This is a genomic window from Mucilaginibacter sp. OAE612, assembly GCF_041806395.1.
GTDB lineage: Bacteria > Bacteroidota > Bacteroidia > Sphingobacteriales > Sphingobacteriaceae > Mucilaginibacter > Mucilaginibacter rubeus.
Genome location: NZ_JBGMUW010000001.1, coordinates 1,473,442 through 1,486,018, shown reverse-complemented (window position 1 = coordinate 1,486,018; position 12,577 = coordinate 1,473,442). Strand labels below are relative to the sequence as shown.

11 protein-coding genes are annotated in these 12,577 nt (G+C 43.5%); 7 read left to right on the top strand and 4 right to left on the bottom strand.

Annotated features, from left to right (window positions below):
- Nucleotides 1-207: 207 nt before the first annotated feature.
- Nucleotides 208-795: an RNA polymerase sigma factor gene (locus ABID99_RS06210; protein ID WP_373613207.1), complete on the top strand. Its 588-nt coding sequence runs from the start codon at nucleotides 208-210 to the stop codon at nucleotides 793-795.
- Nucleotides 796-803: 8 nt separating this feature from the next.
- Here ABID99_RS06210 and ABID99_RS06205 read toward each other — a convergent pair whose 3' ends face one another.
- A complete protein-coding gene (locus ABID99_RS06205; protein WP_090526314.1) occupies nucleotides 804-1,358 on the bottom strand; it encodes a dihydrofolate reductase family protein in 555 nt (184 codons plus the stop codon).
- Between the two features lie 178 nt (nucleotides 1,359-1,536).
- On the opposite strand from ABID99_RS06205, the gene ABID99_RS06200 reads away from it, so the two are divergent.
- The 3 genes from ABID99_RS06200 to ABID99_RS06190 all read left to right on the top strand — a co-directional run bounded on the left by ABID99_RS06200 (nucleotide 1,537) and on the right by ABID99_RS06190 (nucleotide 6,083).
- Nucleotides 1,537-2,529, top strand: coding sequence for a FecR family protein (locus tag ABID99_RS06200; RefSeq protein ID WP_373613206.1), 993 nt, complete (start codon nucleotides 1,537-1,539; stop codon nucleotides 2,527-2,529).
- A gap of 64 nt (nucleotides 2,530-2,593) precedes the next feature.
- Nucleotides 2,594-5,257 (top strand): carboxypeptidase-like regulatory domain-containing protein, encoded by a 2,664-nt coding sequence (locus ABID99_RS06195; RefSeq protein ID WP_373613205.1) that lies wholly within the window; start codon nucleotides 2,594-2,596, stop codon nucleotides 5,255-5,257.
- Between the two features lie 4 nt (nucleotides 5,258-5,261).
- A complete protein-coding gene (locus ABID99_RS06190) occupies nucleotides 5,262-6,083 on the top strand; it encodes a DUF4249 domain-containing protein (RefSeq protein WP_373613204.1) in 822 nt (273 codons plus the stop codon).
- Between the two features lie 264 nt (nucleotides 6,084-6,347).
- On the opposite strand, the gene ABID99_RS06185 is transcribed toward ABID99_RS06190, so the two are convergent.
- Nucleotides 6,348-6,908: a hypothetical protein gene (locus ABID99_RS06185; RefSeq protein ID WP_373613203.1), complete on the bottom strand. Its 561-nt coding sequence runs from the start codon at nucleotides 6,906-6,908 to the stop codon at nucleotides 6,348-6,350.
- Nucleotides 6,909-7,058: 150 nt separating this feature from the next.
- Here ABID99_RS06185 and ABID99_RS06180 point away from each other — a divergent pair, with 150 nt between their 5' ends.
- From ABID99_RS06180 to ABID99_RS06170, 3 genes are read left to right on the top strand one after another with little or no spacing between them, the layout of a single operon-like run.
- Complete coding sequence (locus tag ABID99_RS06180; RefSeq protein ID WP_373613202.1) at nucleotides 7,059-7,763, top strand: exonuclease domain-containing protein; 705 nt, start codon at nucleotides 7,059-7,061, stop codon at nucleotides 7,761-7,763.
- Nucleotides 7,747-9,654, top strand: coding sequence for a DUF294 nucleotidyltransferase-like domain-containing protein (locus ABID99_RS06175; RefSeq protein ID WP_373613201.1), 1,908 nt, complete (start codon nucleotides 7,747-7,749; stop codon nucleotides 9,652-9,654). The genes ABID99_RS06180 and ABID99_RS06175 overlap by 17 nt, the downstream gene beginning before the upstream one ends.
- A gap of 3 nt (nucleotides 9,655-9,657) precedes the next feature.
- The gene (locus tag ABID99_RS06170) at nucleotides 9,658-9,975 is read left to right on the top strand and encodes a GIY-YIG nuclease family protein (protein ID WP_229701582.1); all 318 of its coding nucleotides are present in this window, start codon (nucleotides 9,658-9,660) and stop codon (nucleotides 9,973-9,975) included.
- A 268-nt stretch (nucleotides 9,976-10,243) separates the two neighbouring features.
- On the opposite strand, the gene ABID99_RS06165 is transcribed toward ABID99_RS06170, so the two are convergent.
- The gene (locus ABID99_RS06165) at nucleotides 10,244-11,311 is read right to left on the bottom strand and encodes a glycoside hydrolase family 76 protein (RefSeq protein ID WP_373613200.1); all 1,068 of its coding nucleotides are present in this window, start codon (nucleotides 11,309-11,311) and stop codon (nucleotides 10,244-10,246) included.
- 97 nt (nucleotides 11,312-11,408) lie between these two features.
- Nucleotides 11,409-12,563: a glycoside hydrolase family 76 protein gene (locus ABID99_RS06160; protein WP_090526299.1), complete on the bottom strand. Its 1,155-nt coding sequence runs from the start codon at nucleotides 12,561-12,563 to the stop codon at nucleotides 11,409-11,411.
- Nucleotides 12,564-12,577 lie beyond the last annotated feature (14 nt).

Genomic DNA, 12,577 nt, shown 5'->3' with positions numbered 1-12,577 from the left:
ACTGAAAAACTATTAACTGACTGATTCGATACAGGTCGCCCCGATTGTGGGGCGACCTTTTTAATTTAGAGGAAATTCATAAATATTGATAGCTCTGTAACTTTATATGTTGATTAAACTCTAAACTTGTAAACTGTTAAAACATGTTAAATAGGTTCAAAAAATAAGATTTTGCAATCTATTTAACATAGCATTGCAGATAAAATAATGCCTGTACCAAACCAGCACATAGCCCACACGGACGAACAGTTATTACAACTAATGGCCCGCGACAACCGCGATGCCTTTACCGAGTTGTATCACCGGTATTGGGATAAAACCTTTGCTGTGGCCTATCACCGTTTAGATGATGAGCATGAGGCCGAAGAAGTAGTGCAGGAAGTATTTTTAAGCATCTGGCAGCGCCGGGCAAGCCTTAAGTTAACACATACCATGGCTACGTATCTTTCGGTAGCCATTAAATACAAGGTGATCAACCATCTTGATCGCCAGTACAGGAAACAACAGCACCTGGATGAATTCGCTTTTACCTTGCCCGAAGCAGACGACAGCACCATTCAATGGCTGGAGGAAAAAGAACTGCGCCAACGGCTTAACCACAGCATCAGCCTCCTGCCCGAAAAATGCCGTATCGTATTCCTGCTTAGCCGGGATGAAAATAAAACCTATGCCGAGATAGCTGCTGAACTGGGCATATCACAAAAAACTGTTGAGGCACATATGTCAAAGGCGCTAAGTTCGTTAAGGCAATCGCTGGGTATTTCTCTGCCGGTGCTGATTTTACTCCTCAGTTAACATACGCTTCAATTTTTAACATAATGAAGCGCGATACAGCCCGATTCAAGGATCTTTGATTCAATTAGTTTTAAGCCTACATTTTCCTTTAAACCTACGGCTTCCAGCAGACTTCTTCCCTCACCTACAATTACGGGATGTATAACATAATGAAACTCATCAACCAAACCAAGTTCAATGAGTTGTAAGGGCAGGTTCACACCTCCTATTGAAATATTACCACCAGCCTGTTGCTTCAGTTTGCGGATCTCATCGCCAGGGTTTGCTTGACTAATAACAGAGTTTTTATCGTCGGTACTGGTCAGTGTCCGTGAGAAAACAAGTTTTTCAATACTGTCAAATGCCTGTGCAAATTCTTTTTCCTCTTTGGTTGAGTTAGGATCTTTTGCGGCATCCGGCCAATACGGAACCATAAGCTCGAAGGTTTTACGCCCGTATACAATCAGGTCAACATCATCCATAAGTCGGGTAAAATGTTCTAATATATCCTTGCCACCGCTAAATTTGGTGTGGTCGCAGCAACCATCTAAGCTCAGGTTAATGCCGTAGATTACTTTTCTCATTTGATTGGTTTTTAATCGACTTTTTTAAAATTAGTAAATTTCAACCAGCATAACTTATACAGATCTTTATCTCACCAAAAAAGAAAAAAAAGATAGCGGTAAATATTTTTCATTTTCCACTAAGGGTATCTGTTTCCATCACTGACTATATGTGCAAAAGGTTGAAAGATCAGGCACAATGGAAAACAACACCTACAACGTAAAGGAGCTCGCTCATAAATTAAAACAAGGCACCATCAGTGCTGACGAAAAAGCCTGGCTTGATACCTGGTATGCCGGTTTTAATGATGAGGAAGTATTGTTATCGGCCTCGAAATACCAAAATCCTGAACAGCTGCGGGAAAGTATTTTGACTAAGATAACCGCGCAAATGGAAACACCGGGGCAACCTGCGCGTAAGGTATTTACCTTATGGCGAAATATAGCTGCTGCAGCGGCTGTGGTATTACTGGTTACCTTTGCCGCGCTTTACAAAAACCAGGTATTGGAAGTTATTGATCCTGCCAAACAGGTCGATCTGGTTACAGCTCCGGGCAAACACCGGCAAATCAGTTTGCCCGATGGTACCCGGATCTGGCTTAGTCCCGGCAGCCGCATCAGTTATCCAGATAAATTCAGGACTAAAGAACGTTTGGTAACATTGGAGGGTGAGGCGTTTTTCGATGTAGTGCATGATGAAGACCATCCATTCGTTATCCAATCGGGACAGCTTAAAACCGTTGTATTAGGTACCAGCTTTAATGTTAAGGCCTATCCCGACCAGATTATCTCTGAAGTTACGGTTATCAGCGGAAAAGTGGCGGTGCAGGAGCATAACCTACCCAAAAGCCAGCAAGCCATTATGGTACTTAACCAACGGGCCTTGTATAACAAGGCTGACAGATCCTTAATTAAGGAAAATTATCCCAATGCCTCCAAATTCCTTTCACAACGTACCGGTTTGTTCAGTTATGACGGGGCATCACTGCAAACCGTGGTTGACGACCTGTCGCATCAGTATGGTGCCCGCGTAAACCTTACGCCGGATATCACCCAAAACGGTTTTTACGGCCACATCAACACGAATGAGCCTATCGACAAAACGTTTAATAAACTTTGCGCCGTAATGGACCTTCGGTGGAAACGCGTCGAAAACCAATACTTCCTGCAACCTTTATCATCCAACAATTAACCTTTTCATTCTAAAACATCATCCCTAAAAAGGAAACAAACCACACCAACAATTTAAAGCAACTATGAAAACCAACAGACCGGCATGGCCCTCCATGCTGATTTGCGAAATAACGCGAATACCCTTCCGAACGGCACTCTGCATGTTGTTATTTTTAATGATGGCACTAAGCAAAGCACAAGCCCAGGGGCCTTTAGATAAACCCGTTACTATAACCATAAACAACGAACCGCTTAAGCAGGCTTTGGATAAAATCACAGCCGCCTGTGGCGTAAGGTTTACCTATAATGAAACAGTTGCCAAAAGCACGGTTAAGATCAGTGTCAACGCCAAAAACCAGCCTTTGGGCGAGGTATTACGCAAGGCCCTTGCTCCGCACCCGTTTATTTTTACGGTGCTTGATAATGAAGTATTGATCAAATACGATGCCGGCAAGGTAAAAAAGCAGGCAGCCGCCGGCACTGATGGCAAATACACGGTAAGCGGCACCGTTAAATCAAAACAAACCGGCGAAACTATTATTGGCGCAAGCATTAGGGTTACCGATGCAAACTTTGGCACATCAAGTAACGAATACGGCTTTTATTCGCTTACACTGCCTGCCGGTGACCATCGACTTTCGGTAAGCGCTATGGGGCAAAAAGCCGCGGTTGTTCAGGTATCATTAGCCGGTAGCCTTCGTTTAAATATCGAACTGGAAGACAATGCCCAGCAATTGCAGGAAGTAACCGTTAAAGCAGCGCCTGCCGGTGCACGCGACCTGGCCAGCCCGCAAATGGGTGTTGAGCACCTCAGCATCCAGGAAACCAAAAATATTCCCGTGCTGCTTGGCGAGCGGGATGTGATCAAAACCATCCAATTGCTGCCGGGCATCAAATCGGCCGGGGAAGGCAGCGGCGGTTTCTTTGTACGCGGTGGCGCAACCGATCAAAATTTGATCCTGCTGGATGAGGCTCCCGTATACAATGCATCGCATTTGCTGGGTTTCTTCTCCACCTTTAACTCGGATGCCATCAAAAATATTAATATTTATAAAGGCGACATGCCCGCGCAATATGGCGGCAGGCTTTCATCTGTACTGGATATTAAAATGAACGATGGTAACAACCAGAAGTTTGGCGTAAGCGGCGGCATTGGCCTGATTGCCGCGCGCATCAATGCCGAAGGGCCTATTCAAAAAGGCAAATCATCTTTCCTGATTTCTGCACGGCGTACTTATGCAGATGCTTTCCTGGCCTTATCAAAAGACAGTATTGCAAAAAAAAGCCAGCTTTATTTTTATGACCTTAATGCCAAAGCCAACTATGTTTTAGGCGATAAAGACAGGTTGTTTGTTTCGGGATATTTTGGAAAGGACGTGCTTAAGGCTGCCGATATAGCCGGCATTAACTGGGGTAACACCACGGCTACCCTACGCTGGAACCATATTTTTAACAGTCAGCTATTTTCAAACACCTCGCTCATCTACAGCAATTATGATTACAAACTTAACATTAAGCAGGATGTAAACGAATACAATATTTATTCGCAGATCCGCGACTTTAATTTTAAGGAAGACCTGCAATGGTATGCCGGCGGCAAAAACACCATCAGCTTTGGTGTAAACAGCATTTACCATACCATTAAGCCGGGCGAAATTTCGGCAACCGGTAACTCTGGCGTTATATCTCAAAGCCTGCAAAACAGGTATGCTCTCGAAAACGCCGCTTACGTTACCAACACCTGGAAAGCAACAGACCGCTTTACCCTAACCTATGGGGTACGCCTGTCGGCCTTTACCATTCTTGGCTCAGGCGATTATTATGACATTGATGCTGACGGGAACATCGTAGGCTCTAAACATTACACTTCCGGCCAGGGGGTAAAAACCTATATAAACCCCGAGCCCCGCATTGCAGCGGCTTTCCAGCTAAATGATGTGAGTTCTATCAAGGCATCGTACGCCCGTAATGCGCAAAACCTGCATTTGATCTCCAACTCTAATTCGGGTTCGCCAACAGATAAATGGGTGGCAAGCACCAACTTGATCAAGCCCGAAATTGCCGATCAGTTCTCTGTTGGATACTATAAAGATTTTAACGATCATAATTATGAGTTTACCGTTGAAAGCTATTACAAAAAGCTGCAAAACCAGATAGATTACCGCAATGGCGCCAATGTGTTCACCAATCAACCCATAGAAACACAGTTGCTTTTCGGAAAAGGCCGCTCCTACGGTGCCGAGTTCTTGCTAAAAAAGAAAACCGGCAGGCTTAGCGGCTGGATTAGCTATACCCTGTCAAAATCTGAACGGATGATCGACGGCATCAATAACAATCAGTGGTACAATGCCCGGCAGGACCGCACCCACGACATTGCCATTGTAGCCATGTATAAAGCCAGCGAAAAATGGACATTCTCGGCCAACTTTGTCTACTATACCGGCGATGCCGTGACCTTCCCGAGTGGTAAATACCAGGTTGACGGCGTAACTTATTACTACTATACCAACCGAAATGCCGACAGGATGCCGGCCTACCACCGCTTAGACCTGGGAGCCACTCGGCAACTCAAAAAAACAGCGAAATTTCAATCTGATCTAACCTTCAGTCTTTACAATGCTTACGGCAACCCTAACGCTTACCGCATATTCTTCCGCGATAATAAAACCGATGCAAGCCGCACCGAAGCTGTACGCACTACCCTGTTCACCTTTGTGCCTTCGGTTACCTATAACTTTAAATTTTAAGCCGATGAAAAACACTATAAAATACATCACCACTATGCTTTTTGCAGCAACCTTAAGCAGTTGCGAAAAAGCCATCGACCTTAAACTGAAAGATACCACCCCGCAATATGTAGTTGAAGGTGTATTAACCAACCAGGCCGGCGGCTGCAAAGTATTATTAAGTAAGACCAAAAACTTCACCGATAACAATGACTTCAATGGCATAGGCGGCGCTACCGTTGCTATTGCCGATGATAATAACAATGTTTACCCGCTTACAGCTACCAGCACAGGCATTTATCAAAACAGTACCTTAACAGGCACCCCTGGCCATACCTATCAGCTTAGTGTGAGTGTTGATGGCAAAACATTCACCTCAAGCTGCTTAATGCATCCCGCCGTTCCGTTAGATAGTATTTACCTGGTTAAAGACGAACTTCAGAATAACAAGGACGGCACCCCGCGTAAATATGTCACCGTGCGATATGACGACCCTATAGCTACCAAAAACTATTATCGTTTTGTTCAGTATGTAAACGGCCGCAAAGAAGAAACGATCATGCTGGAAGACGATGAATTTACCAACGGGCAGGAGGTGAACAACAACCTCAGGTTTGACAACAGCAACGATAACCCGGCACGTGATATCCGCCCCGGCAACCAGGTAACCATCGAAATGATGAGCATTGACCAGGCGGTTTACAAATACTTTTACAGTCTTAGTAACAGCGCCAACGGCGATGGCAATAACGCCGCCCCGGCAAATCCACTAACCAATATCAAAGGCGGTGCGTTGGGTTACTTTAGCGCGCATACAGTGGAGAGGAAGGTGTTGACAGCGCCGTAAGCCCGCTTCCTAAAGAAAAACCTGTAATCTGGTTCAAGTTTAGCGAGAGCGTAACTTTTACCCAAACCGGGGAAGCAGAATGATTCCCCGGTTTGGGTAAAATGCCCCCCTTATTCAATCCGCTTCCAAACAAGGATTGTTTAATTCAAGCTGAAAGCTTAAACCATTTTAGGACGAAGTTACGCTATCGCTAAACTTCGACCAGTAACAGTGGCAACTTATACATTTCCGACTGCCGACGCAATATTTTTACGCCTACTGCAGTTAACGCTCTGTATATAAAGACTTTTTTACTGTTTTACAATTAAAAAAAAGGAACACACTTATCATCAACATGATCAAATTTACCTGAAAAGACAATTGAGGATATTTAGTATTGTCATAGAAAAACAGTTTAATAACTACATTAAAAACATCATAATGGAAACCGTAATCAAGCCCTCCCCAATTCTTTTTAAAATAAACCGATATATCAGGGCCTAAATTATTGCTAATGATAACACCTCTCCCGCGAAACTCAAGGCCAGAAATTAAACTATATATTGCGTTCGCAAGTAAAATCAATTTATAGCCATTTTCGGATTCTTTTTTGAACAAAAAGAATAAGTTAACCACAACAACAAATAGATTAATCAACAAAACAGATATAAAGAAGATATTGAAATTTCCTATTATTTGGCCGATTTTTGTAATTAAACCAAAAAGGGTCACCAAACCAATAAAAGTTAAATATATTATCAAAGCCTTAATAAATTTGATCTTCTTATTCGTCATCATGTTTTCCTGTAATTGTATATTACGAATATGCGAATTTAAGCCAAGCATTAAATCTGCTTTTAAATCAGCGGTTTTTTTTCCATAAGATTTTAAATTAATGATCTGATTTTAATTCCTAAATAACTTTCGACCAATCAATGGTTTTAAAGGCAATTCACACTTGCTCCCATCATTCAAATAAATTCATAAATTTAGCATGTGCAAGATTACCTTTTATTCATAGATACCGAAACCTCCGGCCTGCCCAAAAAGTGGGACCTGCCCTATTGTGATAACGACAACTGGCCTTATGCCCTGCAGGTGTCGTGGATCGTGTACACCAAAGATATGCAGGAGATAAAGCGCGAAGATCATTATATTAAGGATAATGACTTCACCATAAGCCCAAAAGCGTATGCTGTTCATGGCCTTACCCAGGAGTATTTGGTTGAGCACGGTGAATGGCGGAGCGATGTAATGAACATGCTGGCCAACGATCTGCTTGAATATCAACCACTCGTAGTAGGTCATTTTATTGAGCTTGACCTGAATGTTGCCGGCGTTGAGTTTTATCGCACAGGAATCACCAATCCGCTTCAAAATTTAAAAACCTTTTGTACCATGCTGGCTACCACCAAATGGGTACAAAACCCGCAGACCAAGTATTTAAGGTTAAACCAACTGTACGAAGTACTGTTTAACAAAACATTCGACAGGCAGCACAACGCCCTTGAAGATGCCGAAGCTACCGCCGAATGCTTTTTTGAGATGCTGAAACGCGGCGATATTAGCGAAGAGAGCGTAGAGCACCAGGAGGTTTACCTGCAAAAAATCCGCTCCGAAAAAAAATACCTTTTACCCGCAGCCATCATTTTAATTTTGATCATCATCATAGCTTTTTGGTTATATGGTTCAACGTCTTGAATTTTTAAGTAAAGTATCCCCTTTTAATCTGCTTCCAACAGAAGTATTGGAACAGGTTGCCGACCAGTTGCAGGAGATCCGTTATAGTAAAGACACGGTTATTTACCAGCAGGAAGTAACCAAAATGCGCGGCGTGGATATCATTGCCGAAGGCGAATACGAATCCTTTTTTTATGACACCCAGCAAAATAAGCGGTTGTTGGAGTATCATCATTCGGGTTACTGCTATGGAGGTATTTCGGTATTGCTTAACCGTAAACAGTCTATCCGTACGGTAATAGCCAAAAAGGGCACAACCGTTTTCTTTTTACACCGCAAGGATTTCCGGTCGCTGTGCAAAGCTTACGAGGATTTTGTACAATATTTTACTGCCGATTTTGGTAAACGGATGCTTAATGATGAGTTTGCCCATTTTTATAAACGCCCGGCAACGTTTGAAGAAAGCTACATAGCTTCCGAACAAATGTACTCGCGTAAAATTGAAGGTATCGAATACCGCGAGATAGTATCCTGCCCTCAAGGGACCCCTGTTTATGAAACGGCCCGCCTAATGGCTAAACATAAGGTAAGCTGCATTTTTATTCGCGATGAACAAGCCAAAATTGTAGGCTATGTGACCGATATAACCCTGCGCGATAATGTAGTTGCAAAACAGGCGGATACCGCCCAACCGGTCGGCAACATTATGGATAACCCTATCATTTGCATTAGTACCAACGCTTATGTATACGAAGCTATTTTGATGATGTTCCGTACCAAAACCCGGTATTTACTCATCAAAAACGGGGATGAATTTGTAGGCAGCATCAGCAGGAATAAATTATTGTCCGAACAGGCGCAATCGCCACTGGTGTTTATTCAATCGGTAAAACAAGCCATTTCAGTACAGGAGCTTAAGCGTAAATGGGAATCGGTACCGCAAATGGTTACGCAATTGCTTGGCCGTGGTGTAAACGCCGAAATTGTAAACCAGGTGATTACCACTATTGCCGATACCATTGCCATAAAAGTAATTGAAAGCGTTATTGCAACTATGGGACAGCCGCCTGCCAAATTTGTTTTCATGGTGCTTGGCAGCGAAGGCCGTAAAGAGCAAACCTTTAAAACCGACCAGGATAACGCCATTATTTACGAAGATAAAGCCAACGAGCAGCGTGAGTTAGTGCGCGAATATTTCCTGAGCTTTGCGCAGCAGGTATCCGAAAAGCTTGATCATATCGGCTTCAGCTTTTGTACCGGCGGCTACATGGCCCAAAACCCCAAATGGACGCACTCCCTCTCCCATTGGAAACGCAATTACGAAAGTTGGATGACCGAAGCTGTTCCCGAAACTGTAATTCAGTTCTCTACCTTTTTTGATTGCCGCTATTTGTATGGCGAGGCCAGTATTATGGATGAGCTCAAAGAATTTCTGGATGAGGAACTGCAAAAACCGTTGGGCAAGATCTTCTTCCACATGGCTAAAAATGCTTTGCAATATGAGCCGCCCCTCACCTTTTTCAAAAACATCAAAACGTTCACCAAAGGCAGCCAGGAAGTTTTCGATATTAAAAAATCAATGACCCCTATCGTCGACCTGGTGCGAATGTACGCCCTGCGCCACCGTATTTTTGAGGTTAATACAGGCGAGCGGTTGAAGGCGCTAAAAGAGAAAGGTGTGTTCAACGAAAAAGAGGTTCATGAGCTGATCCAGTCGTACTATTTTTTAATGGGCCTGCGCCTCCGCAACCAGGCCTCCCAAATTATCCGGGACCGCACCGAACCCGACAATTACATCGACCCGGATAAACTCACCAAAATTGAAAAAGTAGCCTTAAAGGAGATTTTTAAAACGATAGATAACTTTCAAACAAGAATAAAGATGGAGTTTACGAATAATTTGTTTGGGTAAGGGATGATAAACGTTGGCCTGAATCAATATCACGTTTATATATTGAAATGTGCTGATGGTTCGTACTACACTGGAATAACTAATAATATTGAGCGAAGGTTGATTGAGCATCAATCCGGCGAGAACCCCGCTTGTTATACTTTTAAACGACGACCATTGAAATTGGTTTTTAATGAAGTATTTAATGACGTTAATCAAGCAATTGCATTTGAAAAACAAGTTAAGGGCTGGAGGAGGGAAAAGAAAGAAGCTATCATAAACGGCACTTGGGATCTTTTACCGGAATTAGCTAAAGCAAAAAATAAAGGCCTGTTACCCTGAGCTTGTCGAAGCATGACAATCCCTTTTTGTTGTGTGTCAGCATGTCACCCTGAGCTTGTCGAAGGGTCGCGCGCAGAGGCCTGCCCTCCATACTTCGACGGGCTCAGTATGACACCCATTTTTTAAGTTGTCATGGGTAGGCTCTCGAAGCATGACAACCGTTTTATTTTCGTAGGCGAGCCTGTCACCCTGAGCCTGTCGAAGGGTCGCGCGCAGAGGCCCTATCCGCCATGCTTCGACTGGCTTGGCGTGACGGGGGAGTAGTACCTTATACCCCCATCTCCTCCAGCCTCGCATAAATCTCTATCATCGCTGCCTGGTCTATCAGGCTTTTGATGCGATGCTGGCCGAGCAGGTTTTTATCGTTCCGTTCCTGTTGCCATATACGGTTAGCGTCGTCGACAAAAAAACGAAATTGTGTTTTGTCTTTATCAACACGATATAATTCCTGGTAGCCACGAAGTAAAACCGCATTGAACCAATAATTGCCGGGCAGCCGGTTGTTACGGTAAAAATATTGTTCGGAAGCTTTGGCTATGCGACGGGCCTCGGTCAGGTATTTTTTATCATGGGTGATGTTATAGAGCAGCACATTGGCTTGCAGCATGGTACCCGCGTTGTATGTATAAATGGCCGAATCGATCTTTAACGACGGCACCTTTATGTTATCATAAAACAAGCCGGATGGCGCCTGCAGGTTTTTGTTTGTCCAGTTATAAGCCAGTAAAGCTGTGTCTAAATATTGTTTACGACCTGTTGCTTTGTACAGCTGCAAGGCCACCAATATCCCCGGACCATTTGAGCAGGTATTTTTACTTTTCCGGTTGCCTTCTTCCCAATAAAAACCACCACCGGCTTCATTGGTATAACCGGTTAGTAAAAAGCGGTAGATCATTTTAGAGGTTTCCAAATACTGTTTATTATGGGTACGGTTATAGGCATCCATCAGGGCAATGGCCACCCACTCGTTATCATCATAAAAACGCGAATCCTGCTTTTCTTTTGCCACCATGGCCTGGTAAGCCGGTGCGGGCGAGCGGGGCGAATAATATTGCTGGATAGCAACCATAACAGGCTTGAGATATTGTTTTGAAGGTTCCAGCACTTCCATTTCATTAGCAGCTTGAACCAAAGCACAAAGTGGCCACAAAAACGAATGGTTGCCCTTATTCTCAACCGAGTCGGTAGTTTCAAGATACAACCCTGTTTTGGTATCAGCAAAACAACTGTTGATATTTTGGTTAATGATTTTTATCCGCCCTTTGTAATTAGGTGTTTGGGCATTTGCGCTTACTGCAGCGGTAAAAAATAGCAGGGTAATCAATTTAATTTTCATAGATAATTGTATTTAGGACAGGTATAAATCAGATACTAAAATAAGCCATAAAAGTGGTTGAATCCTTTTATGGCTTTTATTGTTACAAAGCTGTTGTTTAAAATTTACCGGCCGCTTTCAGCGTTGCGGCAGCTTCAACCATCATTACACCGCTTAACTGGGTAGTGAGGTCTGTTGTTCCCGATGGTTTCTTTTTCCAGTCGGGGCTGATCATGAGCGATGGTCTTTCGATACCTGCCGTATATAGTGTTTCGGCATTAAATTTCAGGAAGCTGATAAACTTAGTTTTGTCTGCTTCTGAAACATCCGGATCAAGCGCCAGCAGTGTAAGATACCTGATCAGGATTCCCTTAAATAAACCACCGTCGCCCTGCCCTTCCGATTTCAGGATGCCGCCGGGTGAAATATCTGTATCATTAATGGTGGCATTAGCTGTGTTTACCGCATCGGTAAGGTAAGCAGCATCTTTGGTAACATGATAAAGTTCCAATGCAGCCCCGATAAACACACCCTGGTTATAGGTAAACTTCCACTTGCTGATCTGCCCGTCGCCATTGGCGTTGATACCATCCCAGATAATACCTGAAGGGTCAAGCAGGGTTTTCTTAAGCCAGGTATATAATCTTTTTGCTGTCGCGAGGTCGGCTTCATTTTTTTCCAAAGCATATAAACGGGCCGCAAAGATGATGGCCGGAGCATTTGCAGGTGTATTTTTATAATCCAACTGATTTTTACGCCAGGCTATACCGCCGCCCTGGTTGCTGTTTTCGCCGGTTTGAATATCTGTCCAAAGCGTGTGGGCTGCCGTTAGATAAGCGGCATCCTTTGTAGCATTGTAAGCCCTTAATGTAGCCAGATCCAGCCATTCCATATCATCGTAAAAATTATTGGAAAGACCGCCGTTAGTAGTTTTTATTCCGGCTAAAAGCGAGCTCATTCTTTGCTTGTAGATATCATTATTGGTGCGCAGGTAGGCATCGGTAAAAATATCAAGGGTATGGGCATTAGGCCAGTAATTAAAAGTGGTACTGCCGGCATTGTTCGCCACAAAATAATTTCCGTTTGCCGATATGAAGGTTGTGTATGTTTTTTCCTGTAATGAATCGGCTGTTTCGGCGTACTTATATTGCACCTTTGCCGAAGCTTTATTGCCGTACAAGGGGAAAGGCTTATCCTTTAAACACGATGAAAAAGTCATGGCTATGCCGCCTACAAGGACAGCAGTAGCTATGTTGAGCAATTTATTTTTCATAAAATATCTTTTAT

Excerpts from the sequence above, each read along its gene's own strand:
- ABID99_RS06165 (WP_373613200.1), bottom strand. The coding sequence starts at position 11,311 with ATGAAAATTAAATTGATTACCCTGCTATTTTTTACCGCTGCAGTAAGC.
- ABID99_RS06175 (WP_373613201.1), top strand. The coding sequence starts at position 7,747 with ATGGTTCAACGTCTTGAATTTTTAAGTAAAGTATCCCCTTTTAATCTG.
- ABID99_RS06210 (WP_373613207.1), top strand. The coding sequence starts at position 208 with ATGCCTGTACCAAACCAGCACATAGCCCACACGGACGAACAGTTATTA.
- ABID99_RS06200 (WP_373613206.1), top strand. The coding sequence starts at position 1,537 with ATGGAAAACAACACCTACAACGTAAAGGAGCTCGCTCATAAATTAAAA.
- ABID99_RS06185 (WP_373613203.1), bottom strand. The coding sequence starts at position 6,908 with ATGCTTGGCTTAAATTCGCATATTCGTAATATACAATTACAGGAAAAC.
- ABID99_RS06205 (WP_090526314.1), bottom strand. The coding sequence starts at position 1,358 with ATGAGAAAAGTAATCTACGGCATTAACCTGAGCTTAGATGGTTGCTGC.
- ABID99_RS06195 (WP_373613205.1), top strand. The coding sequence starts at position 2,594 with ATGAAAACCAACAGACCGGCATGGCCCTCCATGCTGATTTGCGAAATA.
- ABID99_RS06190 (WP_373613204.1), top strand. The coding sequence starts at position 5,262 with ATGAAAAACACTATAAAATACATCACCACTATGCTTTTTGCAGCAACC.
- ABID99_RS06170 (WP_229701582.1), top strand. The coding sequence starts at position 9,658 with ATGATAAACGTTGGCCTGAATCAATATCACGTTTATATATTGAAATGT.
- ABID99_RS06160 (WP_090526299.1), bottom strand. The coding sequence starts at position 12,563 with ATGAAAAATAAATTGCTCAACATAGCTACTGCTGTCCTTGTAGGCGGC.